This window comes from Pseudonocardia sp. NPDC049154, assembly GCF_040648315.1.
GTDB lineage: Bacteria > Actinomycetota > Actinomycetes > Mycobacteriales > Pseudonocardiaceae > Pseudonocardia.
In genome coordinates this window covers 1-18,407 of record NZ_JBEZDN010000152.1, presented here as the reverse complement: position 1 = coordinate 18,407, position 18,407 = coordinate 1, and the positions used below count along the sequence as shown (strand labels likewise).

The 18,407-nt window shown below is 74.0% G+C and carries 19 protein-coding genes and 1 pseudogene; 8 read left to right on the top strand and 12 right to left on the bottom strand.

Annotated features, from left to right (window positions below; translation table 11 throughout):
* A partial coding sequence (locus AB0B41_RS38505; RefSeq protein WP_358211968.1) for a hypothetical protein occupies positions 1-339 on the bottom strand: 339 nt, incomplete at its 3' end.
* Positions 340-796: 457 nt separating this feature from the next.
* Between AB0B41_RS38505 and AB0B41_RS38500 the strand changes: the two genes are divergently transcribed.
* Positions 797-1,174, top strand: coding sequence for a hypothetical protein (locus AB0B41_RS38500; protein ID WP_358211967.1), 378 nt, complete (start codon positions 797-799; stop codon positions 1,172-1,174).
* Positions 1,175-1,282: 108 nt separating this feature from the next.
* Here the strand turns inward: AB0B41_RS38500 and AB0B41_RS38495 are convergent, their stop codons facing one another.
* From AB0B41_RS38495 to AB0B41_RS38460, 8 genes are all read right to left on the bottom strand, one after another.
* Positions 1,283-2,347: an NAD-dependent epimerase/dehydratase family protein gene (locus tag AB0B41_RS38495; RefSeq protein ID WP_358211966.1), complete on the bottom strand. Its 1,065-nt coding sequence runs from the start codon at positions 2,345-2,347 to the stop codon at positions 1,283-1,285.
* Positions 2,344-2,970, bottom strand: coding sequence for a TetR/AcrR family transcriptional regulator (locus AB0B41_RS38490; RefSeq protein WP_358211965.1), 627 nt, complete (start codon positions 2,968-2,970; stop codon positions 2,344-2,346). Before AB0B41_RS38490 ends, AB0B41_RS38495 begins: the two co-directional genes overlap by 4 nt.
* A complete protein-coding gene (locus tag AB0B41_RS38485) occupies positions 2,967-3,983 on the bottom strand; it encodes a branched-chain amino acid ABC transporter permease (RefSeq protein WP_358211964.1) in 1,017 nt (338 codons plus the stop codon). The genes AB0B41_RS38490 and AB0B41_RS38485 overlap by 4 nt, the downstream gene beginning before the upstream one ends.
* On the bottom strand, positions 3,980-4,834 hold the full coding sequence (locus AB0B41_RS38480; protein ID WP_358211963.1) for a branched-chain amino acid ABC transporter permease: 855 nt from the start codon (positions 4,832-4,834) through the stop codon (positions 3,980-3,982). The genes AB0B41_RS38485 and AB0B41_RS38480 overlap by 4 nt, the downstream gene beginning before the upstream one ends.
* Entirely contained in the window at positions 4,831-5,559 is a 729-nt protein-coding gene (locus AB0B41_RS38475; RefSeq protein ID WP_358211962.1) for an ABC transporter ATP-binding protein, read from the bottom strand. The genes AB0B41_RS38480 and AB0B41_RS38475 overlap by 4 nt, the downstream gene beginning before the upstream one ends.
* Positions 5,556-6,317 carry an ATP-binding cassette domain-containing protein gene (locus AB0B41_RS38470; RefSeq protein ID WP_358211961.1) on the bottom strand — a complete coding sequence of 254 codons (762 nt, stop codon included), beginning with the start codon at positions 6,315-6,317 and terminating at the stop codon, positions 5,556-5,558. The genes AB0B41_RS38475 and AB0B41_RS38470 overlap by 4 nt, the downstream gene beginning before the upstream one ends.
* Positions 6,314-7,534, bottom strand: a complete 1,221-nt coding sequence (locus tag AB0B41_RS38465; RefSeq protein ID WP_358211960.1) for an ABC transporter substrate-binding protein — start codon at positions 7,532-7,534, stop codon at positions 6,314-6,316. The genes AB0B41_RS38470 and AB0B41_RS38465 overlap by 4 nt, the downstream gene beginning before the upstream one ends.
* Before the next feature lie 102 nt (positions 7,535-7,636).
* Positions 7,637-8,506 carry a LysR family transcriptional regulator gene (locus AB0B41_RS38460; protein WP_358211959.1) on the bottom strand — a complete coding sequence of 290 codons (870 nt, stop codon included), beginning with the start codon at positions 8,504-8,506 and terminating at the stop codon, positions 7,637-7,639.
* An 85-nt stretch (positions 8,507-8,591) separates the two neighbouring features.
* Here AB0B41_RS38460 and AB0B41_RS38455 point away from each other — a divergent pair, with 85 nt between their 5' ends.
* The 4 genes from AB0B41_RS38455 (at position 8,592) to AB0B41_RS38440 (ending at position 12,647) form a co-directional block, all read left to right on the top strand.
* A complete protein-coding gene (locus AB0B41_RS38455) occupies positions 8,592-9,485 on the top strand; it encodes a TIGR03564 family F420-dependent LLM class oxidoreductase (RefSeq protein WP_358211958.1) in 894 nt (297 codons plus the stop codon).
* 399 nt (positions 9,486-9,884) lie between these two features.
* Positions 9,885-10,970 carry an ABC transporter substrate-binding protein gene (locus AB0B41_RS38450; protein WP_358211957.1) on the top strand — a complete coding sequence of 362 codons (1,086 nt, stop codon included), beginning with the start codon at positions 9,885-9,887 and terminating at the stop codon, positions 10,968-10,970.
* Between the two features lie 32 nt (positions 10,971-11,002).
* Positions 11,003-11,770 carry an ABC transporter ATP-binding protein gene (locus AB0B41_RS38445; protein ID WP_358211969.1) on the top strand — a complete coding sequence of 256 codons (768 nt, stop codon included), beginning with the start codon at positions 11,003-11,005 and terminating at the stop codon, positions 11,768-11,770.
* Positions 11,760-12,647, top strand: a complete 888-nt coding sequence (locus AB0B41_RS38440) for an ABC transporter permease (protein ID WP_358211956.1) — start codon at positions 11,760-11,762, stop codon at positions 12,645-12,647. The genes AB0B41_RS38445 and AB0B41_RS38440 overlap by 11 nt, the downstream gene beginning before the upstream one ends.
* A gap of 279 nt (positions 12,648-12,926) precedes the next feature.
* Here AB0B41_RS38440 and mftD read toward each other — a convergent pair whose 3' ends face one another.
* From mftD to AB0B41_RS38425, 3 genes and pseudogenes are all read right to left on the bottom strand, one after another.
* Positions 12,927-14,105: a pre-mycofactocin synthase MftD gene (mftD, locus tag AB0B41_RS38435; protein WP_358211955.1), complete on the bottom strand. Its 1,179-nt coding sequence runs from the start codon at positions 14,103-14,105 to the stop codon at positions 12,927-12,929.
* A gap of 294 nt (positions 14,106-14,399) precedes the next feature.
* A complete protein-coding gene (locus AB0B41_RS38430) occupies positions 14,400-14,699 on the bottom strand; it encodes a hypothetical protein (protein WP_358211954.1) in 300 nt (99 codons plus the stop codon).
* 439 nt (positions 14,700-15,138) lie between these two features.
* Positions 15,139-15,707, bottom strand: a pseudogene (locus AB0B41_RS38425) (LLM class flavin-dependent oxidoreductase).
* A 272-nt stretch (positions 15,708-15,979) separates the two neighbouring features.
* Between AB0B41_RS38425 and AB0B41_RS38420 the strand changes: the two are divergent.
* The 3 genes from AB0B41_RS38420 to AB0B41_RS38410 form a co-directional block, all read left to right on the top strand.
* Positions 15,980-16,852, top strand: coding sequence for a LytTR family DNA-binding domain-containing protein (locus AB0B41_RS38420; protein WP_358211953.1), 873 nt, complete (start codon positions 15,980-15,982; stop codon positions 16,850-16,852).
* Positions 16,853-16,986: 134 nt separating this feature from the next.
* Positions 16,987-17,946 (top strand): hypothetical protein, encoded by a 960-nt coding sequence (locus tag AB0B41_RS38415; RefSeq protein WP_358211952.1) that lies wholly within the window; start codon positions 16,987-16,989, stop codon positions 17,944-17,946.
* Between the two features lie 172 nt (positions 17,947-18,118).
* A partial coding sequence (locus AB0B41_RS38410; protein ID WP_358211951.1) for a hypothetical protein occupies positions 18,119-18,407 on the top strand: 289 nt, incomplete at its 3' end.

Genomic DNA, 18,407 nt, shown 5'->3' with positions numbered 1-18,407 from the left:
GGCCGGCAGCCGCGCGGGCAGCACCGCGCCGTCGAGCCCGCTCCGCGGGCCGACCGCCTCGGCCACCGCGACCCGCTGCGCGGCCGTCCCGCGGTCGAGGCGCAGCAGATCCTGCAGCGCCCGGGTCGGGGAGGCGTAGCCGTGCTCGGCGAAGCTGCCCTGCCGGTCCAGAGCGGCGATCGCTTGCCCGCTGATCTGGTCCAGCCGCCGGCCCACCGCCTCGCCGGCCCGCAGCGTGTCGACCATCTCCGCCGCCGCGGCCTGCCCGGTGGCGGCCGCGAGCGCCTCGACGGCCTCGTCGAGCAGCCGCCGCGCGTCGGTGACCGGGCTGGGGAGCATGATCCGATCGTACTCGAACGCATGTTCGAACACAAGGTAAAGTCAGCTGCTCAGAACCCCTGCGGCGTGACCCCACGAGGAGCCGCCCGATCCGAGCACATTCCGTCATATCGCCTCGCATCTGAGAAGCCTCGACCGCAGCCACGACGCGAGGTGCCGTGGCCGCATCGGCATTCGGCGGATCCACTCGCACACTCGCGGGCTGCGCCGAGACACCCCTCCCCACTACCTCGCACGACACGGACCGCCGACCCCAGCCGAGCGCGCGACTCCCGTGCGTCCTCGACCCCGAGGCCGCACGGCCCCACCCTCCGCACACCTCCTGTCCGACACCCCGAAGCCGGTAGCGCCACGAGGAGTCCGCTGAAGAAACATCGTCGCCGATGTGGACGATGTTCTCCCGCCACCCCTACTCTGTCTCCTACAGAGACGACGTTCGGCGTGGTACTCATACCCCATGACGCGGCACTACCTCGGCGTGCTCGGCCTGGCCGAGACGATGGGCGTGAGCCGCCATGCGGTGCACAAGTGGCGGGCCCGCCACCCGGCGGGATCGGACCATCCCTTCCCGGAGCCCGACGTCGTCGTGGACGGGGCGCCGGGGTGGGCGCCGGAGAGGGTGGACGACGTGGTGCAGTGGCGCGAGGGGTTGCCCGGCCGGGGTGTCGGTGGGGGCCGGCCGTCGGCGGTCCGCCTGCGGTACCTCGAGGCGGCGTCGGGGCGCGGTTTCACGGGCGAGGAGGCGGTCCGCGCGCTCGCCGCGTTCCGGAACTCGTTCCCGGAGATGACCGAGACCGAGGTCTGCGAGTGGCTCCTCCGCGAGTGGAGCGACTGAGCGACCCCGAGCGAATCCGAACGACCCCGAGCGACCCCGAGCGACCCGGAGCGACCCGGAGCGACCCGGAGCGACCCGGAGCGAACGAGCAGGTGAAGCGAACGCCCCTCAGCCGGGCAGCACCTTCCGCTCCCGCAACACCCGCATCCAGTGCCGGAAGGACTCCTCGGTGTCGTAGCAGTCGCCGAACCCCGCCTGCCGCACCTTGACCGTGCTGACCAGCGCCGGCGGGCGCGCCTCGGTGGCGCCGTGGGCGAAGCAGTAGTCGGCGTAGAAGTGCGACTCCCCCAGCAGCGCGTCGAGCGAGGGCTCGACCAGCCCCTCCCGCTCCGCGATCCGGCGCCAGACGCCGGCGTGCGCGGGCAGGTACTCCGCGAGCCGGACCGGCTCGTCCGGCGCGGCGGCCATGCCGAGCTCGTCGGCGAGTGCCGGCCAGAGGTCGCGCCAGTTGAAGGCCTCGCCGTTGGTCAGGTTGAAGTGCTGGTCGCGGGCGGTCTCGGCGGTCGCGGCCCAGAGGGCTGCGTCGCCGACCAGCCGGACGTCCACGGCCTCGCTCGCGATGCCCGCCCCGCCCGGGTACCCGAAGGGCAGGCCGAGCTCGCGGCGCACCGCGGCGTAGACGCCGATGACCGGCGGCAGGTTCATCGCGACCCCGGTCGTCGGGCCGACCACGATCTGCGGCCGCAGGATCGTCCACGCGAACCCGTGCTCGGCGGCCGAGGCGCGCAGGTGGTCCTCCTGCAGCCAGTAGAAGTTCTCGTGCGGGTCCCGCGGGGACCGCTCCCGCGCGGGCACCGGGATGGGGTGCAGGTGCACGCCGTAGGCCTTGGTGCCCTGCAGCAGCGTGACGTGCTCCAGGTGCGGGGCCAGCGGATCCAGCAACGCGCGGAGCATCGCCAGGTTGGTCCGCATCTGGTCCTGTTCGCGCCAGCCGCGGATCAGCCCGGGCTTCTCGTGCAGCGCCCCGTAGACCAGGTGCGACGGCCGCAGGTCGGCCACCGCCTCGGCTGTCGCGGCGGCGTCGGTCAGGTCGACGGTCAGGTGCCGGACCGGGCGCGCGGGCGGGCGCCGGGACAGCGCGACGACCTCCCAGCCCGCCTCGGCGAACGACTCCACCGCCGCCTCCCCGACCAGCCCGCTCGCCCCCGCGACCAGCACCGTCCGACCGCTCACCGGTCTCCCTTCCGCAACCCGCCCACCACGAACTCGGCGTACTCGTCGGCGATCTGCGCGACGCCGTCCTCCCCGGCCAGCACGGGGTCGTACCAGACGGTGATCCAGTTGAGCGCCCCGAGCACGGGCTTGGTCGCCAGCCGCGGGTCGGTCTCGCGGAACGCGCCCTCCCGCTGCCCCTGCGCGACGACGTCGGCGAAGAGCTGCTCGTACTCGTCGCGCATCCGGACGATGTCGTGGAGCGACTCGTAGCGTGGGCCCTGCCCGAGCCGGCGCATCTCGACCGCCTGCACCGCCACCCGTTGGAAGGCGTTGCGCGTCATCATCTTCGCGGCGTGCCGGCGCACCATCCGGTCCAGCCGCGTGACGGCGTCGCCCTCGGCCTCGGCCAGCGGCCGCACCTCCGCGAGCAGGTCCCGGATGCCGGTGAGCACGACGTCGAGGAAGATGTCGGCCTTGCTCCGGTAGTAGTGGTAGACCCGCCCCTTGGTCGCCCGCAGCTCGTCGGCGATGTCGTCGATGGTGGTGGCGTCGTAGCCGTTGCGGGTGAAGGCCACCGCGGCGGCCTCGAGGATGTCCTGGCGTCCGGGGCCCGCGCCGGACCGGGAGAGTTCGCGCGTCACCGCCGGGATCCTCGCACCCGCCGCACGAGGGCGTGCCAGATCCCGACGAGCCCGGTCGGCGAGACCAGCAGCACCACGGCGAGGACGCCGCCGAGCACGATCTTGTCCGCGTCGCCGCCGAGGGAGGCGAGCTGCTGCTGGCTCGTCAGCAGCAGCGCCCCGACCAGTGGTCCGAGCAGCAACCGGCGGCCCGGCAGGATCACCGCGATCAGCATGAAGAGCAGGAAGGTCGGCGAGAGCAGGTCCGGGCTGACGTAGCTGCGCTGGTAGGCGTAGAGCCAGCCGGCGAGCGCCGTGATCGGCGCGGACAGCACGAAGACCAGCATCCGGGTGCGCCGGACGTCGACGCCCATCGCCGTGGACAGCTCGCCGTTCATCTGCGCCATCAGCGCGGTGGTGCCCAGCCGGGACCGGCGGAAGCGCGCCACGAGCAGCACGACGAGCACGAGGCAGACCAGCGCGATCGGCCACAGCTCGGCGTTGGTGCGGGCGACGTAGGTCCCGCCGAACGCCGGCAGCTCGAGCAACGGGACGCCGACGACGCCGTCGGAACCGCCGAGGGCCTGCGTGTTCTGCACGACCGTCAGCCCGATGATCGCCGCGGCGTACGTGACCAGCGAGAACACGAACTCCCGCGTCCGCAGGGTGGCCAGGCCGAGCAGCAGCGCGAGCAGCACCGTCACCACGATCGCCGCCAGCAGCGCCGGGATCGGCGTCCAGCCGGACCGTACGGCGAGGATCGCGGTCGTGTACGCACCCGCCGCCCAGAACAGCGTGTGCCCCAGGCTGACCTCGCCGAGGTAGGACAGGACGACGTCGACCCCGTACGACATGATCGCGAAGATCGCGACCAGCACCACCGTCGTGTAGATCCGGTCCGACCCGCCGAGCAGGGACGGGAGCAGGTACGCGAGCGCGACCAGGACCACCCACAGCAGCGCGCGGGCCCACGTCGGCACCCGCCGCGCGGCCGGTGCGCCGGTCGTCCCCCGGGTCGCGACGTCGGCGGTCATCGGCGGGCCGCCAGTCCCTGCGGGCGGACCACGAGCACCACCAGCAGCACGACGAACGCCGCCGCCGTGGAGTAGGCCGGCGGGAAGAACGTCCCGAAGAAGGCCGTGAACAGGCCGAGTCCGATGGCCACGACGAGACCTCCGACGAGGTTGCCGACGCCCGCGAGCACCACCACGAGGAAGGTGACGATGACCTCCTCGAAGCCCATGGACGTCAGGATCGGGCTGCGCGGCCCCACCACCGCGCCCGCGAGCGCCGCGCAGACCGCGGAGAACACGAACACCGCGAGGTAGACCCGGGCCGCGTCGATCCCGTAGAGCTGGGCGAGCTTCGGGTCCTCGGCGACGCCGCGGACCATCCGGCCGAGGTCGGTGCGGCCGAGGACCACGAAGGTCAGCGCGTAGAACGCCAGCGCGAGGACGACGATCAGCACGTCCTGGCCGGTGAACCGGGCGGCCCCCAGCGCGAGGTCCTGCTGCTGCAGCGGGCTGTCGATCGTCTGCGGGTCGCCGCCGAACAGCAGCGCCGCCCCGCCCTGCAGCAGGTAGCCGAACGCGAGCGTGACCAGCATGAGGTTGACGATGTTCTGATCGAGCGTCATCCGCGTCATGAGCAGCTGCAGGACCACGCCCAGCACGGCGACGGCCACCAGCGCGACCGGGACGGCGACCGCATAGGGCAGCCCGAACCGGCTGATCGCGAACCAGGTGACGAAGGCGCCGAGCATGTAGAGCTGGCCGTGCGCGAAGTTGACCAGGCGGGCGGCGCCGAGCAGCACCGTCCAGCCGACGGCGAGGAGTGCGTAGCCCGCGCCGAGCGCGAGCCCGTTGACCAGGGCGGCGAGGATCACGGGCCCAGCCCTCCCAGGTAGGCCTGGGCGACGCGGTCGTCCTCGCGCATCTGCGCGGCGGTGCCCGAGGCGACGATCCGGCCCTGGTCGAGCAGGTGGAGCCGGTCGGCGACCTCGAGCGCGGCCCGCACGTTCTGCTCGACGAGCAGCACGGACAGCCCCGCGTCGACCAGGTCGCGGATGTGGGTGAGCACCTCGACGACGAGGCGCGGGGCCAGGCCGACCGAGGGTTCGTCGAGGATCAGCAGGCGCGGGGCCGCCCGCAGTGCGCGGCCGATCGCCACCATCTGCCGCTCGCCGCCGGAGAGGGTCGAGCAGCGCGCGGTGATCCGCTCGCGCAGCCGCGGGAACACGTCGAGCACGTCGTCGACCGAGTACGGGTGGCCGGCCGGCCCCCGCGGCGGGCGCACCACCCGCAGGTTCTCCTGGACCGTCATCCCGTCGAACACGCCCTTGCCCTCCGGGACCAGCACCAGGCCGAGCCCGGCGCGGCGGTGCGCGGCCAGCCGGCCGACGTCCTGCCCCGCGAGCTGCACGGACCCGGTGACGGCGGGGCGTCCGCGCGACCACCCGGCGACGGCGTTGACCAGCGTCGACTTGCCCGCGCCGTTGGCCCCCGCGACGGCCACGAGCTCACCGGCGCCCACCCGGACCGACACCCCGTCGACGGCCAGGCTGTGCCCGTAGCGCACCCGGAGGTCGGCGACGTCGAGCAGCGCGCTCACGCCGTCCTCCCCAGGTAGGCCTCGAGCACGCGCGGGTCGCGCTGCACCTCGGCGGGCGGGCCGTAGGCGATCGTCTCGCCGCGGTCGATCACCAGCAGCCGGTCGACGATCTCCATCACCAGGTCCATGTGGTGCTCGATGAGCACGATCGCGAGACCGCGTTCCCGCAGGTCGCGGAGCAGGTCGGCGAGGGCGCGCATGTCGTCGCCGCCCACCCCGGCCGCCGGCTCGTCAACCAGCAGCACGTCCGCGCCGGGGCCGTGGGCCAGGGCGACGGACAGCACGCGCTGCAGGCCGTACGGCAGGTCGTCGGGACGGGTGTCGTGGTGCCGCTCGGCGATCCCGAAGTCCGCCAGGAGCGCGCGGGCCGCGGCCCGGCACTCCCGCCGCGCCCGGGCCTCCCGCCACGGCGTGACGATCGCGCCGCCGAGCCCCGTCCCGCGCTCCACCTGGAACGCGGTCATCGCGTTCTCCAGCACCGTCAGGCCGCCGAAGAACGAGTTCTGCTGGAAGGTCCGGCGCAGCCCGCGCCGGGCCAGCACCTGCGTGGGCACGCCGTCGGTGTCCGCGCCGTGCAGCAGCACCCGGCCGGTGCGCCGCACCACGTTGGTGACCGCGGCGAAGCTGCTGCTCTTGCCCGCGCCGTTGGGGCCGATGACGCCGAGGATCTCGCCGCCGTCGACCGCGAACGACACGTCGTCGAGCGCCTGCAGGCTGCCGTACCGCACCGAGAGGCCCTCCACGCGGAGGGCGGTCACGAGTTCCAGACCTCGGCCGGGACCGGCACCTCGTCGAGGACCTTGATCTTCCCGCCCTCGACGGTGAAGGCGTACACCTTCGTCTGCATCTGGCCCTTGTCCGTGAAGGTCACGTCGCCCATCACGGTGCCGGTGAAGGTCTGCCCGTGGATGGCGTCGGCGACCGGCTGCCGGTCCAGCGTGCCCGCCTTGGCCACCGCGGCGGCCCACACGTCGACGCTCTGCGCCCCGAGCGCGGCGTACTTGTCCGGCGGGTTGCCGGTCTTCTGCCGGAACGCCTCGGCGAACTTCTGGTTCTCCGGGTACCCGTTGAACGGCGCGACGTCGGGGAAGTAGATGTCCGCGGAGTACAGCCCGTCGACGGCGGTGCCCCCGGCCAGGTCGATCACCTTGGGCGAGACGGTGCCGAGCGCGGCGACGTGCGGCGCGCCGATCCCGGAGCGGGCGTACTGCTGGGCCAGCGCCGGCATCCCGGACGACTCGGCGGCGTTGGCCGAGAAGACCGCCTGCGGCGCCGCGCCCTGGATGTTCGACAGCGGGACGCGGAAGTCCGTGGCGGAGTAGTCGAAGGTCTGCTCCGAGGCCACCGCCACCCCGGCAGGCTGGAGCTGGGCGGTGAGCAGCGCGCCCAGGTCCTTGCCGTAGGCGTCGTTCTCCAGCAGGTAGCCGACGGACTTCGCCCCGAGGTTCTTCGACAGGTACTGGCCCGCGACGTAGGCGCCCACCGCGTTGCCGGCGTTGAGCCGGACCGCGTCGGGGTCGGCGTTGCCGAGGATCGTGGCGTTCTGCGGGATCGTGGTGATGTTGAGGATCCCGGCCCGCACCAGCACCGGCTGGATGGCCAGCGTGACGGGCGAGTTCCAGCCGCCCATGACCACCGAGACGCCCTCGCCGGCCAGCTGCGTCGCGGCGCTCACGCCGTTGGCCGGGTTGCTCTGGTCGTCCTTGGCGACGATCTGCAGCTGCCGGCCGAGGACCCCGCCCTCGGCGTTGATCACGTCCGCCTGGACCTGGATCGCGTCGAGCACGTCCTGTCCGTTGGGGCCGGCCGGGCCGCTGAGCGGCACGATCACGCCGACCTTCACCGGGCCCGACGTACTGGCGCCGGAGCCGCCCGACCCGCCCGACGGGGCCGAGCCGGTGTTCGCGCAGCCCGCCGTCAGGGCGATCGCGCCGATCAGCGCACAGACCGCCGTCCACACCTTCGTGACACGCACCGGGTCCTCCAGGTCGTCGTTGACCGTACTACTCGGTATGACGCCCGATGGTCGCCCAGCGGCCCGGAGAGGTCAAGGCGCCCGCCTTAAAACCTGTACGCCTCAGCCGCCGAATGCCGCCACCAGCGCGGCGGAGCAGTCCGGGGCGCCGTCCGCCGGCACCACGAGCAGCCCGGGGAGCGTGAGCGTCGGAGCGAGGGGCCGCAGCGCCACCCCGCACGCCGCGAGGTCCGGGCGCTCCCCGTGGACGACCGTCCAGGCCCGGTCCCCCGCCCCGATCTCGACCGCGACGTCCTCGGCGGACCCCACGTCCCGGCCGCGCTCCGGCTCGACACCCGCGGCCGCGCACCGGTCCAGCACCGCGGCGTGCAGGGCGGGGTCGGCGGTGCGCGCGGGCAGCCGGAGCCGCAGATCGGCGAGGGTCTCCACGCGCACGGCCCCGTCCGCGGCCGCCGCGTGCCCGGCGGGCAGCAGCACGGTCAGCGGCTCCTCCCACAGCGGCAGCGCCCGGATCCCGGGTGCCCGTACCGGACCGCGCACCAGGGCGGCGTCGAGCTCGCCCCGGCCCACGGCGGCCGCGTGCGCGGCGGCGGTCCCGTCGACGAGCCGCAGCTCCAGCCCGGGGGCCGACGCCCGCAGCCGCCCCACGCCGCGGCGCAGCCGGTCGCCGAGCAGCGGGCTGGTCCCGAGCCGGAAGAGGCCGGCCCGGCCGGCGGCGAGCTCGCCCGCCACCGCCCGCATCCGCTCGACGGCGGCGAGCGCGGCGCGGGCCTCGGGCAGCAGCCGGGTGCCGTCCCCGGTCAGCGCGACGCGGCGCGGCGTGCGGTCGAGCAGCCGCACGCCCAGCTCCCGTTCCAGGCGGCTGATCTGCTGGCTCACCGCGGGCTGGACGATCCCGAGCCGCTCGGCGGCCCGGCCGAAGTGGAGCTCCTCCGCCACCGCGACGAAGTAGCGCAGCTGCCGGACCTCCACGGGACCTCCCACCATCACGATCCGTGATCGCTGCACAGGGTAGGTGGCCGTTGTCCCGCCCCGCACCAGCGATTCGACTGGAGGCATGCAGATCGGACTGTGGATCGACGAGTTCCGGCCCCTCCCGGAGGTGGTCGAGGCCATCGAGAAGGCGGCCGCGGCCGGGTTCGCGCGCGCGTGGATCGGCGAGCGCGGCGGCTGGGACCCGCTGACCGTCCTCGCGGCGGTCGGCGACCGCGCACCGGGGATCGGCCTCGGCACCGCCGTGACCACGACCGTCCCGCGGCACCCGCTCACGCTGGCCGCGCAGGCCCTCACCACCCAGGCCGCCGTCGGGAACCGCCTGACGCTCGGTATCGGGCCGAGCCACGGGCCGCTCGTCGAGGGCCGGTACGGCCTCCCCTGGGACCGGCCGGGCCGCCACGTCCGCGAGTACGTCGACGTCCTGGTCCCCGTGCTGGCCGGGCGGGAGGCCGAGGTGCACGGCGAGGCCCTGACGGCCGTCGGCGGCGTGACCGCGCCGGGCGCCACGCCCCCGCCGCTGCTGCTCGCGGCCCACGGGCCGCGGATGCTGCGCCTCGCCGGCGCACGGGCCGACGGCGTGCTGACGACCTGGACCACCCCGCGCGCGGTCGGCGAGGAGGTCGTCCCCGCCGTGACCACCGCCGCGGCCGGCCGGCCGGCGCCGCAGGTGGTCGCCGGGGTGGTGGCATCGCTCACAGCGGACCCCGACGGGACCCGCTCCTGGGTGGCCGAGACCTTCGCCCCGGCCGACGGACTGCCCAGCTACCGGGACTCCGTCCGCCGTCAGGGGCTGGGCGGCGTGGCGGACACCGTGATCGCCGGCGACGAGGGCACCCTCGAGGCCGCGGTGCGGGCGTTCGCCGACGCCGGGGCCACGGAGCTGCAGCTCATCCCGGCCGGGCCGCCCGCCGACCGCGAGCGGACGATCGCCTTCGTCGCGTCGCTCGCGCGCTGACCGGGAGGGGCGGACCGGGGTGGCCCGGGGGCGTCCGACGACAGCTTGTCCGGTCAATTGGGCGCCGTTCCCGGGATCCGGTCGCCCGGTTGTCCGGTCCGCCCGCACGTCGCACGATGGGGGCATGACGACCGCTGCGCACGGTGACGGGTCCCCCGTGCCGCTTCCCGCGCTGCGGTCGTTCGATCTCGAGCGCTTCTGGCCCTCGCGCCGGAGCCACGCGTTCGACGAGGGATGTCGCTGAGGGCCGACGAGCCCGCCCGGACCCCGGGCACCATTCGTCGCGCCCTGCCCCGACCCCGCCCGAGCGCCCGCGCGACCTGACGCGCACCGCAACCCGCCGGGTCGTCCCGGCCGGTCCGGGGCGGACCGGTGCCCCGGAAGGACCCACCACCGCCCATGTTCGCCCCCGCCCTGCGCCGCCGCGCGACCGTCCTGCTCGCCGCCCTGGCCGCCGTCGGCCTGGCCGCCGGCTGCTCGCGCGCGCAGGAGAGCACGCCCGCCGCTCCCGCGAGCACCTCCCCCGCCGCGGAGCTCCGCCTCGGCTACTTCCCCAACATCACGCACGCGCCCGCCCTGATCGGCGTGGCGCAGAACTACTTCGCCGAGGAGCTGGGCAGCGGCACGAAGCTGACCACCCAGACCTTCAACGCCGGTCCGGACGAGGTGAACGCCCTGCTCGGGGGCTCGCTCGACGCCGGCTTCATCGGCTCCAGCCCGGCGATCAACGCCTTCGCCAAGTCCAACGGCGAGGCCGTGCGGCTGATCGCGGGGTCCACCTCCGCCGGCGCCCAGCTCGTCACCTCCCCGGACATCACCACGCCGGACCAGCTCAAGGGCAAGATCATCGCGACCCCGCAGGCCGGGAACACGCAGGACGTCGCGCTCAAGAAGTGGCTCAAGGAGAACAACCTCGAGATCGGCGACGGCCCGGACAAGGTGACGGTCCAGAACATCGACAACCCGCGCACGCTCGACCTGTTCAAGCAGGGCCAGGTCGCGGGCGGCTGGCTGCCCGAGCCGTGGAGCTCCCGGCTGGTCGACGCGGGCGCGAAGGTCCTCGTCGACGAGAAGTCGCTGTGGCCGGACGGCAAGTTCCCGACCACGGTGCTGATCGTCCGCACGCAGTTCCTCCAGGAGCACCCGCAGACCGTGGAGGCCCTGCTGCGCGGTGAGCTGAAGGCCATCGACTTCGCCAACTCCGACGCGGACCAGGCCAAGAAGATCACGAACGACTCGATCAAGCAGATCACCAACTCGTCGCTCTCCCAGCCGGTGCTCGACCGCGCCTTCTCCGAGCTCAGCTTCGACAGCGACCCGCTGGCCTCGATCTTCCCGCAGCTGTCCAAGGACAGCGTGACCGCGGGCGCCACGCCGACGGAGACGAACCTGCAGGGCTTCGTCGACGTGACCGCCCTCAACACCGTCCGCCAGGCCGACGGGCAGCCCCCGGTCGACGCCGCGGGCCTCGACAAGCAGGGATGAGCCAGGTGACCACCACCAGCACGGGGTCCGAGATCGAGCAGCTCCGCCGCGACCGGACCGCGCACACCGCGGTGGAGCTGTCCGGCGTCGGCAAGACCTTCGGCACCGGGGCGGGTGCCGTCACGGCGCTGCGCGGGATCGACCTGCGCGTCGCCCACGGCGAGTTCCTCTGCCTGCTCGGCGCCTCCGGCTGCGGCAAGTCGACGCTGCTCAACCTGCTCTCCGGCCTGGAGGAGCCGACGACCGGCACGGTCTCCGTGAACACCGCCCGGCCGTCGTTCATGTTCCAGGAGGCCGCGCTCATGCCGTGGCTCACGGCCGCGCGCAACGTCGAGCTGCCGCTGCAGCTCGCGGGGCAGGGCCGCGGCGCCCGGCGGGAGCGGGCCCAGGAGCTGCTCGAGCTCGTCCGGCTCGACGGCGTGGGCGACAAGCGCCCGCACGAGCTGTCCGGCGGGATGCGCCAGCGCGTGTCGCTGGCCCGGGCGCTCGCCGCGGCCACCAGCACGGACGGCACCGCTCCCGGTCTGCTGCTGATGGACGAGCCCTTCGCGTCGCTCGACGCGATCACCCGAGACGTCCTGCAGGGCGAGCTGCTGCGGGTGTGGGAGGCCACCGGCACCACCGTGGTCTTCGTGACCCACGACGTCCGCGAGGCCGTCCGGCTCGCCCAGCGCGTCGTCCTGCTCTCGTCGCGCCCGGGCACGGTCGTGCGCGAGTGGAGCGTCGACGGGCACGGGCCGGAGCTGCACGAGGAGATCACCGGCCGGCTGCGACAGGTGATCACGAGCCATGCCGCCTGAGCTGGTGGAACGCACGAGCGGCACGGACGACAGCGCCCAGGCGCTCGCCGGGCTCGACGCGCTCGACACCCCGACCGTCAACCGCGTCCCGTGGTGGCGGCGGGCGTCGCGCAGCGTGCTGCCGCCCGTCGTCGCGCTCGTGCTGATCGTGGTGATCTGGCAGGTCGTGTGGGCCTCGGCGGTGCTGCCGGAGTTCAAGCTGCCCGCGCCGGCGGCGGTGTGGGACTCGTTCCTCACGATCGTCGCGGACGGCAGCATCTGGTCGATCCTGTGGACCTCGATCAGCCGCGCCTTCCTCGGCTTCGCGATCGCGCTGGTGATCGCGACGCCGCTCGGCCTGCTGGTGGCGAAGGTGCCGGTGGTGCGGTCGGCGATCGGGCCGCTGCTGTCCGGCCTGCAGAGCCTCCCGTCGGTCGCGTGGGTGCCCGCGGCGGTGCTCTGGTTCGGCCTGACGGACGCGACGATCTACTTCGTGGTGCTGCTCGGCTCGGTGCCGTCGATCGCCAACGGCCTGGTGGCGGGCATCGACCAGATCCCGCCGATCCTTCCGCGAGTGGGCCGGGTGCTCGGCGCCCGCGGCCTGGCGAGCGCCCGGCACGTCCTGCTCCCCGCCGCGCTGCCCGGCTACCTGGCGGGCTGCAAGCAGGGCTGGGCCTTCTCGTGGCGCTCGCTGATGGCGGCCGAGATCATCGCCGCCGGGCCGGCCCTGGGCATCGGGCTCGGTGCGTACCTGAAGAACGGCAGCGACTTCAACGACATCGCCGGGGTGTTCTCGGCGGTGCTGCTGATCCTGGTCGTCGGCATCGGGATCGAGATGCTGGTCTTCCGGCCGCTCGAGCGCCGGGTGCTGCAGGCCCGGGGCCTCGCGCTGACCTGACCTTCCCGCCCGGTTCGCGCTGGACCGGATCGCCGGGCTGGTGCTGTCCGGACACTCGTCGGTCGAGGTGATCGGGGAGGCCGACGACCGCTACAACGCCGAGCTCGACGCGCGGGAGCGCACCCGGACCTGGAGCGACCCGGCGGGTCGACAACTACTACCGCAACGCGCACGGCCGCTCGGCCGCGAACTGCCCGTTCGAGGTGACCGAGATGTGGCGGTGGCTGCGCCGGCCGGAGCCCGGGGACCTCGTCGTGCGGTGAGGTCCCCGGGACCGGATCAGGACTTGGCCGTCAGGGCGAAGTTCTCCGGGATGACCAGGTCGTCCCGGGACAGCTCGTGGATGCTGGACTTGCCCAGGCCGAGCAGGGTGGAGTCGATGCCCTGGCGCAGCACCTCGAGGGTGTTGGTCACGCCGTGCTGGCCCGCGGCGGCCATGCCCCACAGGTAGGCGCGCCCGATCAGCACCGCCTTGGCGCCCAGCGCGAGCGCCTTCACCACGTCCGAGCCGCGGCGGATGCCGCCGTCCTGCAGCACCTCGATCTGGTCGCCGACCGCGTCGACGACCGCCGGCAGCGCGCGGATCGACGCCGGGGTGCCGTCGAGGTTGTTGCCGCCGTGGTTGGACACCGAGATCGCCGTGCAGCCGGCGTCGACGGCCCGGCGGGCGTCGTCCGGGTGCATGATCCCCTTGACCGCGAACGGGCCGTCCCACTGCTCGCGCAGCCAGGCCACGTCCGCCCAGGTCACCGGCGGGGTCTGCATCCACTGGAAGTAGGCGCCGAAGAAGGTCGGCGGCGCCTCGTCGCCGATCGCCAGGTTCGGGGTGGTCAGGTCGGGCAGCTTACCGGTCCTGGCGAAGTCCCACAGCCAGCGCGGCTTGCGCAGCACCTCGGGCGCGAAGTGCAGCGCCGCCTTGAGGTTGACCTTCTCCGGGATCATCGGGGCGTCCCAGTCCCGGGCGGAGTCGAACGACCAGTCCAGGGTCATGATCAGGCCCTTGGCACCGGCCTTCTTCGCGCGCTCGGCGCGGGCCAGCAGCTGGTCGCGGCTGCCCACCCAGTACATCTGGAAGAAGGTCTTGTCGTTCACCGCCGCGACGTCCTCGATGGACCGGCTCGCGAACGAGCTGAGCCCCATCGCCGTGCCGGCCCCGGCGGCGGCGCGCGCCACGGCGACCTCACCCTCCGGGTACACGGCCTGCACGCCCGTCGGCGAGATGATCACCGGGAACGAGATGTCCTGCCCCATCACCGTGGTCGCCTGGTTCCGCTGCGCCGGCAGGTCGGCGATGCGCGGGCGGAACCCGAGCTCGCTGAACGCCTCCACGTTGTCCGAGATCGTGACGCCCTTCTCGGTGCCCGCCACGAGCGCGAGGTACACCGAGCGGGGCAGGCGCTTCTTCGCCCTCCGCTGTGCCTCGGCGATCGTCTCGAACCAGTTCTTCGTGCTGGCCATCGCGCCTGCCCCTTCGCAGCTCGGATCCGTGTGTCTGGGGCCACCCTACTATTTCGGCACTCGGTGCCATAGTACGACCCGGCATCCCGTCGCCGAGCCCCTCCGAAGGACCAGGACCGGCCTCCTCCGGGCGGCCGGGTGGCCGTCGACAGTGCCCTCGACAGTGCCCTCGCCCGTGCCCTCGACAGCGCCCTCAACAGCACCCCTGAACAGCGGTGACGGCCGGGAACGCCGACGGCCCGCGACGCGGGTGCGTCGCGGGCCGTCGGGGACGGGCCGTCGGGAAAGCCGGCCTCAGCCGGTCCGGCGCAGGTGCGGTGCCCGGCGCAGGGCCGAGCGGGTCACCGCGAGCTCGTGCGCGACCTCGGCCGCGATGAGCTCGGCATGCAGGTCGACCTGGGCCGGGTTGCCGGCCAGCGCGCGGTGCCGGGCGACGAGGTCCTCCAGCGCGTCGAGCAGCCGGTCGACGATCTCGGTGCGGCGGTCGTCCCGGGTCGGCCTCGGCAGCCGCACGGTCGGCGGGTCGAGGTCGGTGGCCTGCTCGGCCCGCGGCGCCGGGGCGGCGGCCTCCTGGTCGTGGATCGGGGCGGTCATGTCGTACTCCTACGGACGAACGTGAACGGCGGCGGGATCGGCGGGTGTCCGGCGGCCGGCCCGACAGAGGGCGCTCGCGGTCCGCAGATGGTCGACGGGGCGACGACGGCTCAGGAACGGACGAATCAGGCACCGGGACGAGCACAGGGGGCGCATCGGGGATCTCCGGGACGGGCGACGGGCGGGGGAACGGTCAGTGACCGCGACACCAGCCGCGCGCGTGGCGACCGTGACGGCACGGCGGAGGCGGCACGTGCGGCACCGCTCCCACCTCCCGAGTCACGATCACGGAGTCCAGAGTGCCCGTGCCGCCGCGGCTGCGGCAACCGGGTTACCGTCACGGCGGGTCAACATCACATCCGGGCGCGGACGGGAACCATTCGGCGCCGCCGCACGTCTCGGGGTGGCGCCGGCCGGACGCCGCTCACAAAAAGTGACGTCAGACGCCGGCCGGCGCGTCCTCCACGCCCGCCGCCGCCCGCGCCGCGACCCGCTCGGCGTGCGTGGGCGGGTCCGACAGGACGCCCTCCGGCCGGAGCGCCTCGAACTCCGCGCGCAGAGTGGGCAGGATCTCGCCGAGCAGGTCCAGCTGCTCGAGCACCGTCTTCAGCGGCAGGCCCGCGTGGTCGACGAGGAACAGCTGGCGCTGTAGACGGGCGGGGTGTTGCCGCGGCCGAGCATGAGGTCGACGCGCTCGGGCCCCGCGAGGTGCTGCAGCATCGCGAAGTCCTCGGCGATCTTCACCGGGTCGTTCGTCGTGATCAGCGTGGTCGACGTCGAGAGCACCAGCCTCTGGGTGCGGGCGGCGACGTAGCCGAGCAGCGTCGTCGGCGAGGACGGCACGAACGGCGGGTTGTCGTGCTCGCCGGTGGCGAAGACGTCCAGGCCGACCGCCTCCGCGTGCTCGGCGATCCGGACCATCGCCCGGATCCGCTCGTGCTCGGTCGGCGTGGTGCCCGTCGTCGGGTCGCTGGTGACGTCCCCGACGGTGAAGATCCCGAACTGCATGTGCTCCCCCTCGTCGCCGACGATGATTGCATCGGCAACCGGACGGAACGGCGAACGGTCGTCCGGTGTTCCCGGACGGTCGGTCGGTGACTGGACACGCGGGAACACGCCGGTACCCGCACCGCGGTAGGGCCGTTCGCCTCTGCGGGAGGAACAGCCGTCGACCGGTCGTCGAGCGGGGCGCACCCCTTCGCTAGCGTTGTGCCGGCAGTCACCCACAGGTGTCGGGGCACGACAGGTGGCGGTGCCCGCTCCCCGGCCCGCTCCCCGACATGCACGAGGAGGCGCTCGTGAGCACGCAGGTCTCGGACGGACTGACGGTCCTGGCCGTCGACGACGAGGAACCGGCGCTTCAGGAACTGGCCCACCTGCTGAACGAGGACCACCGCGTCGGCACCGTGCTCACGGCTCCCGACGCGACCGAGGCCCTCCGGATCCTCGGGAGCCGGCCGGGCGCCGGCCCGGGCGAGTCCGGGGTGGACGTCGTGTTCCTGGACATCCGCATGCCTGGCCTGGACGGGCTGGAGCTGGCCCGCGTCCTGTCCGCGATGGCCTCGCCGCCGCCGGTGGTGTTCGTGACCGCGCACGACGACCGCGCCGTCGACGCCTACGAGATCGGCGCGGTCGACTACCTGCTCAAGCCGCTGCGCTCCGAGCGGCTCGCCGGGTCGATCGACCGCACCCTCGCCACCCGGGCGCAGAGCAGGCCGATGCCGGCCCAGCCCGCGCCGCAGGGCCCGCCCGCGCGGCCCGAGCCGCCGGAGGACGAGGTGATCCCGGTCGAGCTGGCCGGCACCACCAAGCTCGTCCCCCGGTCCACGGTGCGGTTCGTCGAGGCCCAGGGCGACTACGCCCGCCTCCACACCACGGAGGGCGGCCACCTCGTCCGGATCCCGCTGTCCGTGCTCGAGGAGCGCTGGCGCGAGGCCGGGTTCGTGCGGATCCACCGCGCCTACCTCGTCTCGCTGCCGTTGATCACCGAGCTGCGGCTGTCCGGTTCGGGGTACGTCGTGCGGATCGGGCACGGCCCGGGCGCGCCGGAGCTGCCGGTGAGCCGCCGGCACACCGCCGCGCTCAAGCGGATCCTCCGCGGTCGCCCGCCGCGCGAGGAGGGGCCGACGGGCCCGCTCGCGCGCATCCGCTGACCGCGCCGCGGCGCCTCCACACCGGACCGACCGTCCGGCGCACCACCGACCGCTGGGCCGACCGGGTGCACCCTTCGTCGTGCACCGCGTGTCGCCGGGCGCGCCCGGTCGGGTGCCGCCTAGCGTGATCGTCGATGGCGGCGACGCGACGGATCCGGCTCCTGCTCCCCCTGTTCGGCGTCCTCCTCGTGCTCGCCGGATGCGCGACCAGCGCCGCGGCCCCGCTCGACGCGGGCGCCCCGCCGTCCGGCGCCCCGCTGCCGACGACTCCACCGACGTCCGCGCCCCCGCCCGTCCCCGAGCTGCCCAGCGGCGGGCACACCCTCTTCCCGGGCCGCACCATGGTCGCGCTCTACGGTCATCCGGGCGCCCCCGCGCTCGGCGTGCTGGGCGAGCAGGGCGTCGACGCCTCGGTGCAACGCGCACGCGATCTCGCCGCCCGGTACGCCCCGCTCGCGGGCGAACCCGTGGTGCCGGCCTTCGAGATCATCGCGACCGTCGCGAGCTCGGCCCCCGGGGCTGACGGCGACTACTCGAACGAGTCGGCGCCCGAGGACCTGGCCCCGTGGGTCGACGCGGCCGCCGCGGCCGGGATGTACGTGGTGCTCGACCTCCAGCCCGGCCGCAGCGACTTCCTCACCCAGGCCCGCCGCTACACGGACCTGCTGCGGCGCCCGAACGTCGGGCTCGCCCTCGACCCCGAATGGCGGCTCCGCGCGGGACAGAAGCACCGCGTCCAGGTGGGCTCGGTCGACGCGGCGGAGGTCAACGCCGTCGCGATCTGGCTCGCCGATCTCACCCGGGAGGCGCGCCTGCCCCAGAAGCTGCTGATGCTGCACCAGTTCCAGGTGCAGATGATCCGGAACCGGGAGCAACTGGTCACGGACCGTGACGAATTGTCCGTCATGCTCCACGCCGACGGATTCGGCACGCGTGCGGAGAAGCTGGAGACCTGGGACCGCCTGCACCAGGCCGTCCCGGCCGGTGTCACCTGGGGCTGGAAGAACTTCCACGACGAGGACCGGCCGATGTTCGACCCGGCCGACACGCTGGCCGTCGGGCCGGTCCGGCCGGTGTTCGTGTCCTACCAGTAGGGGTACCCCCGGCCGTGTCGTGACGGGCAGTATCCTCGCCGGGATCTCGCCGCCGAGATCCCGCGTGCCGGCGGTGGACCCGGTGCCCTCGCGACGAGGACGCCCGCACACCCCCGCCACACGTACCAGCACGTACGGTCCCGAGTCGCCTGTGGAGAAGGGGGTGTCCGACGTGGCCGACGACGCACGCACCGGACGCGCCCGCGAGGACGTCCGGGTGACCGAGGACGGCCGGGCAGGCCGTCAGCCCGGCGACGTCCCCTTCCGCCGTCCGGCGGACTCCGGCGAGCCCTGGCCGCGCCGCGCCGAGCGGCCCCTGGTGCAGGAGCCCGCTCCGCCCCGGCGGACCGCGAACGGCTCCGGCGTGAACGGCGGCACGGGTGGCGCCCCCGCCGGCCGCAACGGGGTCGCGAACGGCTCCGGCCGGTCCGGCGACGCGCCGGCCCCGCGGGAGCCCTGGC